This is a genomic window from Pseudomonas sp. PSB11 (assembly GCF_014596605.1).
GTDB lineage: Bacteria > Pseudomonadota > Gammaproteobacteria > Pseudomonadales > Pseudomonadaceae > Aquipseudomonas > Aquipseudomonas umsongensis.
The window spans coordinates 48,004-66,780 of sequence record NZ_NOIO01000004.1 but is presented as its reverse complement, the minus strand read 5'-3'; the positions used below and the strand labels follow the sequence as shown (position 1 = coordinate 66,780).

General features: G+C 59.8%; 9 protein-coding genes and 1 pseudogene. 8 read left to right on the top strand and 2 right to left on the bottom strand.

The features are described from left to right. The first annotated feature begins 5 nt into the window (after positions 1 to 5). Positions 6 to 647: a 3-oxoacid CoA-transferase subunit B gene (locus CGA21_RS06995; protein ID WP_188263854.1), complete on the top strand. Its 642-nt coding sequence runs from the start codon at positions 6 to 8 to the stop codon at positions 645 to 647. Positions 648 to 815: 168 nt separating this feature from the next. Here CGA21_RS06995 and CGA21_RS30325 read toward each other — a convergent pair. Beyond that, positions 816 to 1,217: pseudogene (locus CGA21_RS30325) on the bottom strand (methyl-accepting chemotaxis protein); the annotation flags it as partial. 855 nt (positions 1,218 to 2,072) lie between these two features. On the opposite strand from CGA21_RS30325, the gene CGA21_RS06985 reads away from it, so the two are divergent. The 4 genes from CGA21_RS06985 to CGA21_RS06970 all read left to right on the top strand — a co-directional run bounded on the left by CGA21_RS06985 (position 2,073) and on the right by CGA21_RS06970 (position 7,348). Continuing rightward, positions 2,073 to 2,996, top strand: a complete 924-nt coding sequence (locus tag CGA21_RS06985) for a LysR substrate-binding domain-containing protein (protein WP_188263853.1) — start codon at positions 2,073 to 2,075, stop codon at positions 2,994 to 2,996. A 336-nt stretch (positions 2,997 to 3,332) separates the two neighbouring features. After that, a complete protein-coding gene (locus CGA21_RS06980; protein ID WP_188263852.1) occupies positions 3,333 to 4,622 on the top strand; it encodes an MFS transporter in 1,290 nt (429 codons plus the stop codon). A gap of 4 nt (positions 4,623 to 4,626) precedes the next feature. Beyond that, the gene (locus tag CGA21_RS06975; RefSeq protein WP_188263851.1) at positions 4,627 to 5,805 is read left to right on the top strand and encodes an amidohydrolase; all 1,179 of its coding nucleotides are present in this window, start codon (positions 4,627 to 4,629) and stop codon (positions 5,803 to 5,805) included. 202 nt (positions 5,806 to 6,007) lie between these two features. Beyond that, positions 6,008 to 7,348, top strand: a complete 1,341-nt coding sequence (locus tag CGA21_RS06970) for an OprD family outer membrane porin (protein ID WP_188263850.1) — start codon at positions 6,008 to 6,010, stop codon at positions 7,346 to 7,348. Positions 7,349 to 7,368: 20 nt separating this feature from the next. Here CGA21_RS06970 and CGA21_RS06965 read toward each other — a convergent pair whose 3' ends face one another. Continuing rightward, positions 7,369 to 9,264 (bottom strand): sigma-54-dependent Fis family transcriptional regulator, encoded by a 1,896-nt coding sequence (locus tag CGA21_RS06965; RefSeq protein WP_110754864.1) that lies wholly within the window; start codon positions 9,262 to 9,264, stop codon positions 7,369 to 7,371. Positions 9,265 to 9,509: 245 nt separating this feature from the next. Here CGA21_RS06965 and CGA21_RS06960 point away from each other — a divergent pair, with 245 nt between their 5' ends. The 3 genes from CGA21_RS06960 (at position 9,510) to CGA21_RS06950 (ending at position 18,240) form a co-directional block, all read left to right on the top strand. Continuing rightward, a complete protein-coding gene (locus tag CGA21_RS06960; RefSeq protein WP_188263849.1) occupies positions 9,510 to 11,333 on the top strand; it encodes an NAD(P)/FAD-dependent oxidoreductase in 1,824 nt (607 codons plus the stop codon). 125 nt (positions 11,334 to 11,458) lie between these two features. Next, entirely contained in the window at positions 11,459 to 12,424 is a 966-nt protein-coding gene (locus CGA21_RS06955) for an endonuclease (protein ID WP_110754866.1), read from the top strand. Between the two features lie 200 nt (positions 12,425 to 12,624). Beyond that, the gene (locus CGA21_RS06950) at positions 12,625 to 18,240 is read left to right on the top strand and encodes a putative Ig domain-containing protein (RefSeq protein ID WP_188263848.1); all 5,616 of its coding nucleotides are present in this window, start codon (positions 12,625 to 12,627) and stop codon (positions 18,238 to 18,240) included. The last annotated feature ends 537 nt before the right edge of the window (positions 18,241 to 18,777 follow it).

Below are 18,777 nucleotides of genomic sequence, written 5' to 3'. Positions count from 1 at the left end.
CCGCCATGACTGTCATGAAAAAACTATCGCGTAGCGAAATGGCCCAACGTGTGGCCGACGATATTCTCGAAGGCTCTTACGTGAACCTGGGCATTGGCGTGCCCACGCTGGTGGCCAACTACCTGGGTGACAAGGAAGTGTTCCTGCACAGTGAAAACGGTGTGCTGGGCATGGGCCCGAGTCCTGCACCGGGCGAGGAAGACGATGACCTGATCAACGCGGGCAAGCAGCATGTGACGCTGCTACCCGGTGGTGCCTATTTCCACCACGCCGATTCGTTCTCGATGATGCGCGGTGGGCACATCGATATTGCCGTGCTGGGCGCCTTCCAGGTTTCGGTCAGCGGCGACCTTGCCAACTGGCACACCGGCGCCGAAGGTTCCATTCCCGCAGTGGGCGGCGCGATGGACCTCGCGACAGGCGCACGCCAGGTGTTCGTCATGATGGATCACCTGACCAAGACTGGCGAAAGCAAATTGGTGCCGCAATGCACCTACCCGCTGACCGGCATTGGCTGCGTGACTCGTATTTATACCGACCTGGCTATTCTGGACGTGACTGCCCAAGGCTTGAAGGTGCGGGAGATCGTTGCCGATATCAGCTTTGAGGACTTGCAAACGCTCAGTGGCGTGCCGTTGATTCGATAACGGCTCGAGTTTGCGTGGCCACGCAGCCATGTGCCGGACGGCTTCAAGCTTGTCCGGCAACGTGGCTGCGTTGGGTTGCTTGTTTGCGGGCAGCCGGACGCAGGCTGAAATTGAACGTCATGTCGACGTTGTCGCCCTGGGTCGAACGGGGAAGAATAGTCAGCCTGCTCAGGCCGCTATCCGGGTTGCCTGCAGCGCCAGCTCGTGCAAGCTGGCCAAACGCTGCATGATGCGCTCGACCACTTCCAGCCTGGCCACCGCACCACTGCGTAACTCCCCCATCGATTGCAAGGCGACCTCGGCCTTGTCCAGGCCCAGGCGCGTTGAATCGGTAAGCTGTTCAAGCCCCTGACGGGCATCTTGGGCCGACTTTTCCAGGCCTGTGGCAATCTGCCGGATTTGCGCACTGGAGTCCGCTGCCTGGCGCGACAGATTACGGACCTCGTCCGCCACCACTGCGAAACCGCGGCCATGATCACCGGCCCGTGCGGCCTCGATCGCGGCATTGAGTGCCAGCAGGTTGGTCTGCCGGGCGATGTCCTGGATGCTGCCGACAATCGCACCGATGCGTACCGACTGGCTGCCCAACTCGTCGAACACCTGGTCCAGGCGCTGCAGATACTGATCAAGGTCCCCAAGCACCGCAGCCGAAGACTGCATGCTCACCGCACTGGCCTGTACCCGCTCGCCCGCGCCACGCGCCAACTGGTTGGCAAAGCGCATGTCTTCTTCAGTTTGCAGCACCACTCGCGTCAGGTGTTCAAGTGCCACCTTTACTTGAGCCCCCGGCCAAGCGGGCTCGACCACTGGTAACGACACGAGCGGGACCGGCTCGCTGCAAATCATCGGTTCCGGCTCCCGCTGTACGAGCACTTCAACCACCCGCACTGGCTGACGGTGATAAAGCACCGCCGCTGCCACCAGCAACAGGTCGATGATGCCGGCATATATCAGGTGCAGGCCATTGCCGGCAGCGAGCAGCAGCACCGCGCCGCCAGCTGCAACCAGGGCCAATCGCGCCAGAATTTTATTATCCATACTTGTCTCCAGGTCACTCACAGCAACGTCCAGGTGCAGCTCAGGATCAGTGTGCTCTTATTGTTGTTATGAACGAGGCAAGGCGTGGCGGCAGCATTGTTGCGCGCCATGTAAAGCACCGTTACGCAGGAAGCAAGTGGAAGGTATTGAGACTGTGAGAGTGGCAATATCCGCTTTGCGCTTATCGCTATCCGCTTTGTGCAAAGGGTGATATCGCGAGAGAAACGATGCCTGGCTTTTTGGCTCATGGGGCTTGCAGTCACAAGCGTCCGCCAGCAGCGCTGATTCCGGGGTTCTTCAGATTGCCATCGCATTGTTGCAGCTGTGACAGGCATGACACTATGCAAGCGATTGAATCTTCATCGCACCGCAAGGACCTGTCAGTACGTGAAACTCCATCAAATCAAGGCACTGGTAGCCATCCACCAGACCGGAAGCATCAGTGAGGCCTCGCAGATTCTGCATGTCACCCAGCCAGCCATCAGCCGATCGATCAAGGACCTTGAAAGCGAGCTGAGCCTGGCCCTGCTGCAACGCTCCCACAGGGGGATGTCGCTCACCGACGAAGGCCGTCGCATCATTCGCCATGCACAGTTGACAGTCGAGAGCATGCGACGGCTACAACTGGAGGCTGAAAACATCAGGGATATGCAGGTCGGTGAAGTCACCATCGGTGTCACGTCCCTGACATCCGTGCTCAAAGGACTGGGAGAATGCATCGCCGGGTTCCAGACGAAAAATCCCCGTGTTCGCATCCGCCTGGTGGACCTTCGTCCCAACCAGATGCTGCAGCGACTGCGGGACGGCACCCTGGATTTCGCCATCACTTCGCAGCAGCATACACAAAGGCTCAACCTGGATTGGGAAGCGCTGAGCCGCATGCGGGGTCTGGTGGTGTGTCGAAAAAACAATCCACTTCGCCACTCCCACTCGCTGCGCCAGTTGCAGTTTGCGAACTGGATCAGCCTCGATGCGATCGACGATCACTCGTCTCAGTTCTACCAGATGTTTGAAGACAATGAGATACCTGCCCCACAGCGGATAACCGAGTGTTCATCGGTCCTGTTGGCCCTTGATCTATTGCACCATGCGGATGGGTTCATGACGCTCAGTGAAGCGGGAATGGAGAACACGCTGCCCAAGGGGCTCATTGAAGACCTGATGCAGGTCATGATCGAAGAAAGCATCCCCGAGTATCCCATCTACCTGGTTTGCATTGACCGACACGCCCTGACCACTACGGCTCGAGACCTCTACTACGCGATTCGCAGCGTGCTCTCGCAGAATCAGCCAATGGGTGCTTCACGCTAGCGTGCGGTCGAATCGAGAAACTTAAGAAAAACGCAACGATATGCCTATCGGTTAAGTCTGTCCCTGTTTCGTTGGGGCCGACCACCCTGACGTCCGGCATATTGGGGCAAACCCCGTACCCTTTTCTTGTGGTGGCTTGCCACGACGCCCGCCTCGTTGTAGTCAAACAGTGCGTTTGATCGATAATCGGGCGAAATCGCACCTTGCTGGCGCGGTCTTCCCTCACCGCGTCCCGGCATCATAACCAACGGTTAATCATCGAAAAAAAGCGCAAGTGCGCAGTGACAATGTTTGCCGGATATTCAGGCCACAACAAAACTGTCACAGGATCAATCGATGACAACTCTGCAAGCGTCTCCCCTCCCTTGCGCCGCAACGCCCTCCGTGATCGGTTCCAGGAAAGCCACCGTCGCCTGCGCCCTAGGCAATGCCCTGGAAATGTATGACTTCACGATCTACAGCTTCTTTGCCGTGGTGATCGCCAAGAACTTCTTCCCCGCACAGTCGGCCATGGCATCGCTACTGATGTCGCTGGCCACCTTTGGCGTGGGTTTTCTCATGCGACCGGTGGGCGCACTCGTGATTGGCCGCTTTGCCGACCGCCGTGGTCGCAAGGCCGCCTTGAGCCTCACCATCAGTCTGATGACCTTCGGCACAGCGATGATTGCCTTCGCGCCTTCCTACCAGGACATAGGTTTGTTCGGCACCTTGATGCTGGTGGCAGGTCGCCTCACCCAGGGCTTTTCCGCTGGCGGAGAAATCGGCACCGCATCGGTGTATCTGATGGAGTCCAGCGCTAGCGCAAATCGCTGCCGCAATGTGAGTTGGCAAGCGGCCAGCCAGGGCTACGCGGCCATGGTAGGCGCAGGTCTGGGTTTATTGCTCAACAACGCGTTGAGCGCCGAAGACCTTGAAAGCTGGGGCTGGCGCATCCCCTTTGTGCTGGGGCTGCTCATCGGACCGCTAGGCTGGTACATCCGTCGCTGCCTGCCGGAAACCCATGAAGCCGAACCTGCCAAGCGCGATGGTCGACTGCGCGATCACATCGATCTGCGTCACACCCTGCTGGCGATCGGCCTGATGGCCAGCGCCACCATCGGCATCTACCTGTTCATTTTCTATATGCCCGCCTACCTGACGGTCACCCTGGGTTACCCGCAACGCAGTGCCTTGGCTATCGCCTGCGTGGCAAGTGCCTGCCTGGCAGTCATTACGCCTCTGGCAGGACGTTTTGCCGATCGCCACGGCCTGCGCAAGAAACTGCTGGCCTGGACCATCACCTTGCCCGTGTTGCTGGCGTGGCCAGCGTTCCATGTGCTCAGTTTGAGCACCGATTTGTTCGTGGCGATGTTCGTCATAGCGATTCTGGTACTGCCTGGCTGTATCGGTTCGGGTGCCTTCTTCGCCCTGATCATGGAAGCCTTTCCAAAAAATCGTCGGGCCCTGGGCACCGCCGTCAGCTACAGCTTCGGCGTCACGTTGTTCGGTGGTTTTTCCCCTTTGATCGCCACATGGCTTACGTCGGCCCTGGATACCCCCCAGGCACCGGCCCTGTACCTGCTCGCCGGCGGCGCCCTCAGTCTGGCGTGCCTGGCGGTATTCCCCGAAAACCCTGGTCGGGAGTGACCTGATGAATGCAATAAACCAAACCCGGCCCCTTGCCGAACTGGACCTGGACGCTTTTATCCAATTGCGCCGGGACATCCACCAAAACCCGGAACTGGGTGCGCATACCCCGCTGACCGCCGAGTTGGTGGCCAGCAAGCTGGAAAGCTGGGGCTACGAAGTACATCGGGGTATCGGCGGGCATGGCGTGGTCGGCGTACTGCGCCGAGGCAACGGCACTCGCCGCTTGGGCTTGCGTGCCGACATGGATGCCCTGCCAATGCAGGAGAAAAACCGCTTCGCCCATGCCAGCCAGATCGAGGGCCGCATGCACGCCTGCGGCCACGACGGCCACACTGCCATCCTGTTGGCAGCCGCGTGGCGAATCTCTCAGTCGTCGGACTTCAATGGCACGCTTAACCTGATTTTTCAACCTGACGAAGAAGGTCTGGGTGGAGCCAAGGCCATGATGGACGACGGCCTTTTCACCCGTTTTCCTTGTGACGCGATCTTTGCCTTGCACAACTTGCCGGGAATACCGGTGGGCACCGCTGTGGCCCAGGAAGGTCCGACCATGGCCTCTTCGGAATGCGTGCGCGTGTTGATCAAAGGTCGCGGCGGCCATGGCGCAATGCCCGAGCGCGCCGTCGATCCGATACCGGTGCTGGCCAGCATGATCAACGCGATCCAGACAGTGAAGTCGCGCAATCTCTGCGTCGATGAACACGCCGTGATCAGCATCGGCATGGTCGAAGCTGGCAGTGTCTACAACATCATTCCCGACACGGCATCGATGCTGATCAGCGTGCGTACCGACACTGCGCAGACCGAAGGCAAAATCAATCAGCGCCTGGCGCAAATCGCCCAAGGTCATGAATTAACGTTCGGCGTCAAAGTCGAACTTGAAACCACGCAACTGGCGCCAGCGCTCGTCAATAGCGTGACGCAAACGCAGATGCTTCGCCAAAGCCTGGCGCCACTGTTCAAGCCCGGCCACTTGTTGCCACACGCGGCGAAGATCATGGCAACAGAAGATTTCGCCTGGATGCTGACCGAGGTTCCCGGCTGCTACTTCTTCCTGGGTAACGGCGAAGGCGAGTTTCATGGCTGCTCGGTGCATAACCCCCACTACGACTTCAATGACCAGCTGATTCGCATCGGTTCTGACTGCTGGCTGAAACTTGTGAAGGATTTCCTCGACTGATACCGCAGGCTCGGATGGCGTCTTCATCGATGCTTGGTGACTCGAACCGCTAAACCAACAACCCAATATCCGAACGATCACCAGCAAGCCGCTTGCGGCCTGCTGGACAAGTCGGGCCACGCCCTGCCCGCGCAACAACTTCATAACGATTACTCGGCGACTTTCTTCTTATCTGCCCTAAAAACAACAACAGGCAAAGTCTATGTATCGCAAAGGTAATTTGGCGCTTTTCACCGCTGGCTCGCTGGCAGCCGCCGTTTCTACTTCTCAGGTCAATGCCCGGGAACAAGGGTTTCTGGAAGACAGTTCACTGACACTTAATACCCGACACTGGTATTCACACGAAGTTGGCCATAAGGCCACGTATTTCAAATTGCCGACCCCCGACGGCGTGCGCAAGCTGCGTGACCGGACCGCCTGGCTGGAAGGTTTCAGACTCGACTTCGTCTCCGGCTTTACTGAAGGGCCGGTGAAGTTTGGGCTGGATCTTTCAACCTTCTCGGCAGTCGCGCTGGAGCGCAGCCGGACAGCGGCGGCAGGCGGCAGCAATCGAATGTTGGTGGACAAGGACGGCGATGTGGTCGATGACTGGAGCAAGCTCGGTATCGCGGCGCTGAAGTTCAAAGTTGCCAACACACTGCTCAAGGTGGGCAGGCAGCAAGTCAGGACACCGATGATGTCCTACACCGACACCCGTACATTGCCGTCATCGTTCGATGGAGTGTCCCTGGAAAGCCGTGACATCGAAGGCTTGACGATCAAGTCTGGCTATTTCGACAAGGGTTCGCCGCGTACGGGAGCTGGAAGTCAGGACTTGACTCCCACTTACGGTTCGCCGCTGGTCACCAGTGACTTTAACGCTTACGCCGGGGCCGACTATGTGTCGAGCGCTGGCTGGCGCAGCAGCGCCTATGTCTCTCGCTTCGACGATATCTGGGATCGCGAGTACGTGGGCCTCGGCATGAAAACCCACTGGGGACCGGTTAACGTCGATGTGCAACTGGATGCGTATAACACCCGGTCGAGTGGTCGCGAAATCGGCGGCAATATCGACCAGCAGGCCTACGGCCTTGGTATCACGCCCCAATGGCGCAACCACTCGCTGAAGATCGGCATGCAGCAAATCAAGGGCGACGAATATTTCGACTATCCCTACGAATCCAATGCCATCAACCTGCCCAATACCATGATGTCCTTCTTCAACGGCCCCAATGAGCGCTCGATCGGAGTGTTCTACAACAACGATTGGGTCGCTTATGGCCTGCCTGGTCTCAAGACCACGCTCTGGTACATCAAGGGCATGGACATCGACGGCAGTCATTACAACGGTGGGCCAAACGGCATCTACAACTCGGTACTCAAGCAACGGGGTGACAGCCATTATGAAGTGGGCGTCAATGCCAGCTATACCGTGCAATCCGGCACCTTCAAGAACATCAACCTGATCACCAGTTACTCCACGCACCGTGCCAGCGAGTATCAACTGGAAGGCAACCTTGATGAGTTCAGGCTTATCGTCAACGTACCGATCAAGGTGTTCTGAACAGCATGAGCGCGCCCGGTTCAACCGGGTCGGGAAATACCGTGCTGACGCAGTTTGCGATAGAGCGTATTGCGGCTAATCCCCAGGCGTGCGGCAACATGGGCGATATGCCAGTGTTCTGCCTCAATCAACGTCAGCAGCGTCTGCCGTTCGGATACCCCAAGCGGATTTTCAGCCAGCGCGGCGGTCGCTGGCGGTTCCGGCAGCAACTCTGCCAAGTCGTCCAGGGTGACACGTCCCTCCAACGCCAACGCCACCAGTGTGCGCAAACACGTACGCAACTGCCGGACATTGCCCGGCCACGGCTGTTTCAGCAAGCGATCCCTGACGCCTGCCTCCAGCCGAATCCTTGCACCTTTGGTCTCTTCGCGCAGCAGCAGGTCGAGCACACTGCCTTTGTCTGATCGTTCGCGCAACGGCGGCAGCTGCACGGCGAATCCGGCGATGCGATAAAACAGATCTTCGCGAAAGCGCCCTTCGGCCACACAGGTCTGCAGATCCTGGTGGCTGGCACTGATAAGGCGTACGTCGAGGGGACGCGCCGTCGAGCTGCCTAGCGGCACCACTTCACGCTCCTCCAGCACCCGCAGCAGGCGAGTCTGTAACGCCAGTGGCATATCGGCGATCTCATCGAGAAATAGAATGCCGCCATGGGCCTGTTCCAGCTTACCGATCATCCCGTCCTTGCGTGCACCGGTGAAGCTGCCGCCGCGATAGCCGAACAGTTCGCTCTCGATCAGCGTTTCTGGAATGGCCGCGCAATTGATCGCCACAAACGGCTGGCTCGCCCTGGCGCTGGCGCGATGCAGCGCCGCCGCAAAGGCTTCTTTGCCAGTACCGGTTTCGCCCTGCAGGAACACCGGAACGTCACGTTCCAAAACACGCAATGCGCGAGCAAAGCCGCGTTGCAGGCGCGGGTCTTCCAGGCACACGCGCACATCGTTGATCTTGGGGATAGCCGGAGTGACCAAAGGCACCTGGCGCAGGGGTTCTCGCAACTGCCCGTAGAGCAGGCGCCCGTCCACCAGCCGCATTGGCCAACAGACACTCGGCTGGGCGCTGGCCTGACTCATCACCTGATCGATAGGTGTTTCCAGCAGCATCGTCAGAGATTGCCCGATCACTTGATCACGGCTGAGGCCCAGCAGGTCCAGCGCCGCGTGGTTGATGGAACAGATACGGGCGCCCTCGTCGAAACTGAGCAGCCCTTCACCCAGCAGCCCAACGAAGCCGGCCTCAGGATGGAAACGCAGCAAGTATCGCTGCGGATCATGCCCCAGGAAAAAACAGTTCTCGATCAACTTGGCTGACAGGTTGGTCAATGCCATGGCCTGGAAGTGTTGCTGAAGACTGTGGTCATCCCTTGCAGAAGAGAGGTTGAGCACGGCAAGCAATTCTCCACTGGCATCGAATATCGGGCTGGCCGAACAGGTCAGGCCGACGTGTTTGCCACGGAAATGCTCATCTCGACGGATGGTCACATGTTGGCGCTCGACCAGGCAGGTGCCGACACCGTTGGTGCCTTCACAATCTTCACTCCACACCGAGCCGAGCCACAGCCCGGAGCGCTGGGCATCGGCGCGTTCCGATTCGTTGAACACACTGTCGATCGCCACACCGCGAGCATCGGTGAGCAGTACCACGTGGCCGTCCCGCCCAAGCTGTTGGTGCAAACTGTTCATCTGCCAGTGCGCCACGGCAATGATGTGTTCCAGGGGCGCACGGTGATCCTGCAAGCGTGCTTGTTCAACCACATTCGGTGCGCGGCGGCTGGCGGGATCGAGCTGATACTGATCCAGGCATCGGCGCCAGGATCGCGTGATGGCCAGGTCAGCAACGGGACTGTGGCTGGCGACAGTGCCCTGCACAGCTTGCAGCACTTGTTGTGCATGGGCGTTGATCAAAGCCGGCTTCATTGTTCTTGTACTCCGCTACGGTCAGGACACGGGTCTATTCGCAGCTTATATGAAAAGACTGCAACGAGCGTTTTTTGCGCCGCGTGACACTCTGTCATCCGCCATTCCCGAATTCGTGACATGAAACCTGATCAAGACCCGGGAAATACCGCACCAGCCGCTCTGCAACAAGGGTTTCGTGAACATGGCCCCGTCCTTGCTCCAGGTCAACTCGTTACCAAAACAACAAGATCGGGAGAGGCTCCATGAACATCGCTGTCGAAACACCCCTGCAAACGCCAACTGCCCAGCTCGCGGCTTGGGTCGAAAACCTCGGCGAGTGTCTCGCCCAACGTGATGTGGATGGCGCGTTGCAATTGTTTGCCGAGGAGTGTCACTGGCGGGACCTGCTACTTTTCAGCTGGAACCTGGTGACCTTGGAAGGCAAGCCTGCCATCCGGGATATGCTCGAAACGCGCCTCGAGCAGACTCGTCCCGGGCGATGGAAGCTGGAAGGTGAGGCAACGCTGAGCAACGGTGTGCTCGAAGGCTGGATCAGCCTGGAAACCGACGCGGCGCGAGGTAAAGGCTACGTGCGCCTGAAGGACGGCTTGTGCTGGACGCTGCTGACGACCATGCGTGAGCTCAAGGGTTATGAAGAACCCAGCGGCCGCCGTCGCCCAATGGGGGCCAGTCATGGTCACGCCCATGCCGACAAACGCAACTGGCTGGAGCGCCGTCGTGATGAAGAAGCCGCGCTCGGCATCACCACCCAACCGTACTGCCTGATCGTGGGCGGCGGCCAGGGCGGGTTGGGGCTCGCAGCACGGCTCAAGCGAATGGGCGTGCCAACCCTGATCGTCGACAAGGCCGAACGGCCTGGCGATCAGTGGCGCGGTCGCTACAAGTCGCTGTGTTTGCACGACCCTGTCTGGTACGACCACATGCCCTACCTGCCCTTCCCCGATCACTGGCCGGTCTTCACCCCGAAAGACCAGATTGGCGGCTGGCTGGAAATGTACACCAAAGTCATGGAGCTCAATTATTGGCCGCGCACAGAATGCGTGAGCGCCAGCTTTGACGAACAAAGTGGCACCTGGAAGGTTGAAGTGCGGCGCGATGGCGAGCGTCTGACTTTGCAGCCGACCCAGTTGATCCTCGCCACCGGCATGTCTGGGGTACCCAATGTGCCCAGTTATCCAGGTGCCGAGGCTTTCAATGGCCAGCAGCATCATTCCAGCCGCCATCCCGGCGGAGACGCCTGGCGCGGCAAGCGCGCGGTGGTCATCGGTGCGAACAATTCGGCTCACGACATCTGCGCCGACCTGGTGGAGAACGGCGCCGAGGTGACCATGGTGCAGCGCTCCAGCACCCACATCGTGCGTTCCGACAGTTTGATGGACCTCGTCTTCGGCGGGCTCTACTCCGAAGACGCCGTGGAATCGGGTTTGACCACGGACAAGGCTGACATGCTGTTCGCCTCGATCCCCTACAAGGTCATGCCAAGCTTTCATCAACCCATCTTTGATGCGATCAAGGAGCGTGACAAGGACTTCTACGAGCGCTTGGCCAAGGCCGGCTTCATGCTCGATTTCGGCGACGACGAGTCCGGTCTTTTCATGAAGTACGTACGCCGTGGTTCTGGTTACTACATCGACGTCGGCGCCTCTGAACTGATCGCCAACGGCACGATCAAGCTCAAGAGCGCGCCTGGCCTGGGTGTCGAACGCATCGAAGCGGATGCCGTCGTGCTCAACGATGGCAGCCGGCTACCGGCCGATCTGATCGTCTACGCCACGGGCTATGGTTCAATGAATGGTTGGGCGGCGAAGCTGATTTCCCAGGAAGTCGCTGACAAGGTCGGTCGTTGCTGGGGCTTGGGTTCCGGAACCACGAATGATCCTGGCCCCTACGAGGGCGAACTGCGGAACATGTGGAAGCCAACCCAGCAGGAAAACCTCTGGTTCCACGGCGGCAACCTGCATCAATCACGGCACTATTCGCTGTATCTGGCGCTGCAGCTGAAGGCGCGCTTCGAAGGGATCAACACATCCGTGTACCGCCTTGCCAAGAGTCACCATACCGGCTGAGTCAAATGGCGCCCAGCCTTGGCTGGGCGCCTCTGCCTTCCCCTCAGTGGGGTCTTCTCCTTCTCCATCCCTCGCCATCGAGTCGTGCGTATAATGCGTTTCCTTTCAATCGCTTAAGCTGTCCAATGAAAAAACTGCTTGCCATCGTAGCGCTGTCGCTCTCGATCATTACCCCCGCCTTTTCCAGTCCTCCATCGACCTTCTCCGAAGCCAAGGTCATCGCAAAGCAGAAGATCTACCTCGACCAGGCGAACAGCGCCATGGGCGAGCTGTATTGCGGTTGCAAATGGACGTGGGTGGGTAAGTCGGGTGGTCGTATCGACGCCGAGTCATGCGGCCTGAAGGCCAGGAAACAAGAGAATCGTGCGCAACGGACTGAGTGGGAACACATCGTTCCCGCCTGGACGTTCGGTAACCAACGCCAATGCTGGAAGAACGGCGGGCGCGAGCACTGTGTGGACGATGATCCTGTGTTTCGGGCAATGGAAGCAGACCTGTTCAACCTGTACCCATCGGTTGGAGAGGTGAACGGCGACCGGAGTAATTTCAACTACGGCATGGCCGCCGGGATAGCGCCGCAGTACGGCCAATGCAAGACGCGGGTGGATTTCGACCAACAGGCTGCGGAACCGCGTGACGAGGTTAAAGGGCTGGTTGCCCGAACAACCTTTTACATGTTCGACAGATACAAACTGAGCATGTCACGTCAGCAGCAACAGCTACTGATGGCTTGGGACAAGCAGTACCCGGTATCGTCCTGGGAAATAGAGCGGGATCGACGCATTGCAGCGATCATGGGGCACTCCAATCCATTCGTAACGGGCGAGCGTCGATGGTCGCAAGGATACAAGGCAGTGGGTGATGGGGTGGTTAGCGCCATTCCTGCTAATCCTCCGCGAACAGCAGCCCAGCCAACCTTGGCCAGCGCGACCGGCGCAGGCTTGATCATTGGCAACCGAAATAGCCAGGTCTACCACCTCTCCATCGGATGCCCTGGCTATGCTCAGGTGTCCGCGAAAAATCAGGTCTCCTTCACGTCAGAATCTGAAGCTCAGGCGGCGGGATATCGAAAGGCAGGCAACTGCAAATAGGGGGTTTGCCGCCCCCCGGCAACGTCAAGAGAACGGCCTTTCCAGCAAAGGCCGTTCCGACCACTGATCATTTATATTCGTGCTTTTCCCGTACTTCCGATATGCGGTCATAACTTTCGCGTTCCTCCGAGTCCTAACAAGCTGATCGTCGATGGAATATTGGCGTGCGCTGCGGTTTAGCCTGTTACGGAGATAAGTTAATGATATTCAACGTACAAAATTTTGGCGCGAAAGGCGATGGAAGTACCAACGACACAGCGGCGATACAGAGTGCCATTGATGCGGCAGCTGCTGCAGGTGGCGGTCAGGTGTATATGCCAGCCGGAACCTACATCGTTTCCGCAGGCACGGAACCCTCAGACGGTTGCCTGATGCTCAAGAGCAACGTCTACCTGTACGGCGACGGCATGGGCGTCACCAACGTCAAGGTGGCCGACGGCTCCGACACCAAGATCACGGGTGTTATCCGCTCCGCCTATGGTGAGGAAACCCACGATTTCGGGGTCAGTAATCTCACCATCGACGGCAACCGCGACAACACCACGGGCAAGGTCGACGGTTGGTTCAACGGCTACATTCCCGGCGAAGAAGGCTACGATTCCAACGTCACCCTCGACAGCGTCGAGATCAAGGATTGCTCCGGGTACGGTTTCGACCCCCACGAGCAGACCGTCAACATGGTCATCAAGAACAGCGTGTCCCATGGCAACGGCCTGGACGGCTTCGTCGCTGACTTCCTGAGCGACAGCACCTTTGAAAACAACATCGCCTACGACAACGACCGCCACGGTTTCAACGTCGTTACCAGCACCCACGACTTCACCCTGACCAATAACATTGCCTACGACAACGGCGGCAATGGCATCGTGGTGCAGCGCGGCAGCGAGGACATCCCCTCCCCGAGCAATATCACCATTACCGGTGGCGAGGTGTACGGCAACGGCGCCGAAGGGGTGCTGATCAAGCTGTCCAGCGAGGTGACGGTCACTGGCGTCGATATCCACGACAACGCCAGCGCCGGGGTGCGCATCTACGGCAGCAACCACGTCGAGATCATCGACAACACGCTCAACAACAACTCCCTGGGCAACCCCGTTCCGGAAATCATCATCCAGTCCTACGACGACACCCTGGGCGTGTCCGGCAAGTACTTCAACGGCAGTGACAATACGATCCAGGGCAACATCATCAGCGGCAGCGACCTGTCGACCTACGGCGTCGCAGAGCGCAATGAAAACGGCACCGATCGCAACGCCATCGTCGGCAACACCATCAGCCACACCAGCAAAGGCGCGACGCTTGTCTATGGCGACGGCAGCTACGCCAGTGCCACGGTGCCGATGACCACTGTGCAAGGCACGGCTGGCAACGACACCCTGCTGGGCAGCGCCGCCAGCGAGATCTTCTTCGGCGCAGCCGGTAACGACACCATCAACGGTGGCGCCGGTAGCGACATTCTGGTGGGCGGTGCGGGCATCGACAAACTCACGGGCGGTACCGGCGCCGATACCTTCCGTTTCGCCGCGCAGTCCGACAGTTACCGCAACGCCACCGCAAGCTTCGATGACACGATCACCGACTTCGACGTTACCCAGGACAAGATCGACCTCGCCGGCCTCGGTTTCACCGGCCTGGGCAATGGCCGTGGCGGCACCTTGCAGGTCAGCTACAACGCCAGCAATGACCGTACCTACATCAAGGACTACGACGCCGACGCCAGCGGCAATCGCTTCGAGCTGATTCTCTCGGGCAACCTCGCCAGCACCCTGACCGCCAGCAATTTCATCTTCAATCGCGTGGTCACCGGCACCAGCGCCAGTGACGCGTTGTCGGGCAGCGATTCGGCCGACACCTTGCTTGGCCTGGCAGGCAACGACAGCCTGGCTGGTGGCGCGGGCGATGACAAGCTTGACGGCGGCGCCGGCATGGACAGCCTTTCCGGTGGTGCCGGGGCGGACACTTTTGTGTTCTCCAGCCGCATGGACAGTTATCGCAACTACAACACCGGCGGCGCCAACCTCAGCGACGTGATCACCGATTTCGATATCAGCGCCGACAAGATCGACCTCTCGGCCATTGGTTTTACCGGCCTGGGCGATGGCAAGAACAACACCGTGTACCTGGCGCTCAACAGTACCGGCACCAAGACCTACATCAAGTCGCTGGCCGCCGACGCCGATGGTAACCGTTTCGAAGTGACGCTCACTGGCAACTACCTGGACAAGCTGACCAGCGCCAACTTTGTCTTCGCCACGGCGTCTACGACCAACCAGGCGCCGGTGCTGGCTACCCCCCTGCTCGATCAGAACGCCACGGAAAGCACCCCGTTCAGCTACGTGGTGCCGGCCACCAGCTTCACCGATCCGGATAACGACAGCCTCAGCTACATCGCCAAACTGGCCGATGGCAGCGCCCTGCCCGCCTGGCTGACGTTCGATGCAGCGACGCGTACGTTCAGCGGAACACCGAGCGATACCGCATCGGGCACTTACTCTATCCAGGTCACCGCGACGGATGGCAGCAACGCCACGGTCAGCGACAGCTTTACCCTTGCGGTGCAGGATGTGCCGGCCTCTTCCACGCAGATCAACGGCACGCCGAACAATGACACCCTGACCGGCACCGCTGCCAATGAACAACTGTTCGGTGGCGCCGGCAACGACACGCTCAATGGCGGCGCGGGCAACGATATCCTGGTGGGTGGCGCGGGGGCGGACAAGCTCACCGGCGGCGCGGGTGCCGATGTGTTCCGCTACACCTCGTCACTCGACAGCTACCGCACCAGTTCCGCCAGCGTCAGCGACCAGATCCTCGATTTCGACGTGACCGCCGACAAGATCGATGTGGCGGCGCTTGGCTACACGGCCCTGGGCAACGGTCTGAATGGCACCCTGCAACTGACCTACAGCGCGTCGACCAACCGCACTTACCTCAAGGACCTCACCGTCGACGCCAACGGCAACCGCTTCGAAGTGTCGATGGCGGGCAACCTGGTGAGCAGTCTGACGGCGAGTCATTTTGTCTTCGCCGGCCAGAACACCTCGAGCAATGTCGCGCCGGTGGTGGCCATTCCCCTGCTCGACCAGAACGCCACCGAAAGCACACCATTCAGTTACACGGTGGCCCGTGACAGCTTCACCGACGCCAACCAGGATGCATTGGTCTATACCGCGACCCTGGCCGACGGCAGCGCCCTGCCTGCCTGGCTGAGTTTCAACGCCACCAGCCTTTCGTTCAGCGGCACGCCGCTGAGCACGGCGTCCGGCAATTACAACGTCCTGGTCAAGGCCACCGATCCATCGGGCGCCTCGGTCAGCGACAGCTTCGCCCTGGCGGTGGCCGATGCGCCGGCTACTACCATCGCCGGCACCAACAATGCCGAAACCCTCAACGGCACGGCGGGCGCGGACCTGATCCTTGGCCTGGGAGGCAATGACACCATCAAGGCCGGCACCGGCGCGGACATCCTTGACGGTGGCGCTGGGCGCGACTCGCTGTACGGAGGCGATGGCGCCGACACCTTCCGCTACACCAACGTGCTCGACAGCTACCGTGACTACGACACCGGCGGCATCACCGCCACCGACACCCTGTATGACTTCACCGTGGGCGTCGACAAGATCGATGTGTCGGGCCTTGGCTTTCTCGGTCTCGGCGACGGCAGCAATGGCACGCTGTACATGACCCTTAACGCCGCTGGCGACAAGACCTACGTCAAGTCCGCCGCAGCGGATGCCGACGGCAACCGCTTCGAGATTGCCCTCAATGGCAATTGCCTCAACACCCTGACCGCCAGCGACTTCGTGTTCGGCGAGCGCGCGCAACAGGACATCCTCTACCTGCCCACCCTCGGTCAATCCAATGCGCGCCTGTTGCGCATGACCGAGGACGACGATCAGTCCGGCACCTCGATGCTGGTCAAGGACCTGGACCGCTACACGCCTTATGACGTGCGCAGCCAGTTTACCGATGCCGATGGCAACGGCATCGACATCGCGGTAGGTGGCAGCACGGTCAACGGCCTGTCGACCTTGGGCGTAGAGGAGCTCAAGTTGTGCTGGTGGTTGACCGACACCGACCAACCCGGACCCGCGCTGTTGCGTGCCGTCGCGTTGCTGGGGGACCAACTTAGCGAACTGCAATCGATCGATAACGTCAGCATGGGCATCATTTGGGGACAGGGCGAAGAAGCCGCCCAGGAGATCGGCCGCGCCACCGACAAAACCGCGGCAGCCGCGGCCTACAAGGCCGCAACCCTGAAGGTGTTTGACTACCTGCATACCCAGTTCGGCAGTTTCAGCGTGTACATGATGGAAACCGGCCACTACCAGGAGGATGCGGCGCGCGCCCGTGGTTATGCGCCAGAGAAGATTGCCGCCATCGTCGAGGGCGTCGGCTACGTTCGCGCAGTCCAGGAACAAATCGCCGCCGAGCGTGCCGACGTCAAGCTGGCGGTGGACTACACCGACCTGCCTTTGCGTTATGAAGTCGATCCGCTGGTGTATCCCGACGACGTCTGGCACCTGCATGAGGAATCGGCGGAAATCGTCGGCCAGCGCCTGGCCGACTACATCGCCGGTGACCTTGGCTTCCAGGGCAACCCCAGCGACAACAATAGTGTTCAGGCGATTTTCGACAACGCTCAAAACCAGGGCGGGATGATCTCCGGTACTGACCAGGCCGATACCCTGGTGGGCAGCTCAGGCAACGACACCCTGGATGGCGACCTGGGTGCCGACACCATGACCGGTGGCGACGGCAATGACATCTATGTGGTCGATAACGCATCCGACAGCGTGGTTGAGACCAACACCTCACCCGCGCAGATCGATACGGTACAGGCCTCGGTCAGTTGGACCTTGGGCGCCAATCTGGAAAATCTGGTGCTTACCGGTGTGTCGGAGATCGACGGTAACGGTAATGAGCTGCGTAACTTCATCACCGGCAATGCCGCCGCCAACATGCTCAATGGTGGCGCAGGGGCCGACAGCATGAGTGGCGGCGACGGCAACGACACCTACTATGTCGACAACGTCGACGACAGCGTGATCGAGACCCAAGGCAATCCGGTGCCAGGAGGGATCGACAGCGTGCACAGCAGTTTGGCGGCCTACACCCTCAGTGCCAATGTCGAAAACCTGTATATCGATAGCACCGGCGCCGCCAACGGTACGGGCAATGCGTTGGACAACACACTGTTCGCCGCAGCGGGCAACAATGTGCTGGACGGGCGCGAGGGTAATGACACCGTGTCTTTCGAACGCGCCCTGTCCGGTGTCACCGTCACGCTCTCGACGTCAGCGCAGCAAAACACCGTGGGTTCCGGGCTCGACACCCTGAAGTTCTTCGAAAACCTGACGGGCAGTGCCTATGCCGACAGTCTGTCGGGCAACAGCGCGGCGAACGTACTCAACGGCGGTGCGGGCAACGATACGTTGGTGGGCGGTTCCGGCGATGATCGCTTGATCGGCGGAGCAGGCACCGACACGCTCACCGGTGGCACGGGTGCGGACACCTACGCATTTGGTTCGCTGTCGGACATGGGTATTGGGGATTTGCGCGATGTGATCAATGGCTTCAAGACCACTGAGGGCGATCACCTGGATTTCACCGGCCTGGACGCCAACCCGTTGACCGCCACTGTCGATGCCTTCACCTTCATCGGCAGCAACGCGTTCGACCCTGCCAACGCCACCGGCCAGCTGCGCTTTGCCGATGGCATTCTCTACGGCAGCGTCAACGCCGACGCCACTCCGGAGTTCGAGTTCGCACTGGTGGGGGTCAAGGAGCTGCACGCCAGCGACTTCACCGCTTGAGTCAACACCTGTAGGCGCGAGCCCGCTCGCGAAGCGGTGGTACATTCAGCAGGGATGCTGACCGACCCGCCGCCATCGCGGGCAAGCCCGCTCCCACAGGTGGTTTGCCAGGCCCACAAATCCAAGGACAACCACAAATCAGAATGTGGGAGCGGGCTTGCCCGCGATGACGGCGGCACATCCAACAGGGATGCAAGCTGACCCACCGCCATCGCGGGCAAGCCCGCTCCCACAGGTGGTTTGTCGTGCCCACAAATCCAAGTTCGGCCACCAATCAAAATGTAGGAGCGGGCTTGCCCGCGATGACGGCGGTACATCCCACAGGGATGCAAGCTGACCCACCGCTTTCGCGAGCAGGCTCGCTCCCACAGGTGATCTGCCGTGCCCAAAATCCGAGGACGGCCACAGATCAAAATGTGGGAGCGAGCCTGCTCGCGAAAGCGATGGCACATCCAGCATGGATGCGAGCTGAACCACCGCCTTCGCGGGCAAGCCCGCTCCCACAGAGATTTGCAGCGTTCAAACATATCGAGGACA

Coding starts and splice junctions, on each gene's coding strand:
- CGA21_RS06995 (WP_188263854.1), top strand. CDS start 6: ATGACTGTCATGAAAAAACTATCGCGTAGCGAAATGGCCCAACGTGTG.
- CGA21_RS06980 (WP_188263852.1), top strand. CDS start 3,333: ATGACAACTCTGCAAGCGTCTCCCCTCCCTTGCGCCGCAACGCCCTCC.
- CGA21_RS06975 (WP_188263851.1), top strand. CDS start 4,627: ATGAATGCAATAAACCAAACCCGGCCCCTTGCCGAACTGGACCTGGAC.
- CGA21_RS06970 (WP_188263850.1), top strand. CDS start 6,008: ATGTATCGCAAAGGTAATTTGGCGCTTTTCACCGCTGGCTCGCTGGCA.
- CGA21_RS06965 (WP_110754864.1), bottom strand. CDS start 9,264: ATGAAGCCGGCTTTGATCAACGCCCATGCACAACAAGTGCTGCAAGCT.
- CGA21_RS06960 (WP_188263849.1), top strand. CDS start 9,510: ATGAACATCGCTGTCGAAACACCCCTGCAAACGCCAACTGCCCAGCTC.
- CGA21_RS06955 (WP_110754866.1), top strand. CDS start 11,459: ATGAAAAAACTGCTTGCCATCGTAGCGCTGTCGCTCTCGATCATTACC.
- CGA21_RS06950 (WP_188263848.1), top strand. CDS start 12,625: ATGATATTCAACGTACAAAATTTTGGCGCGAAAGGCGATGGAAGTACC.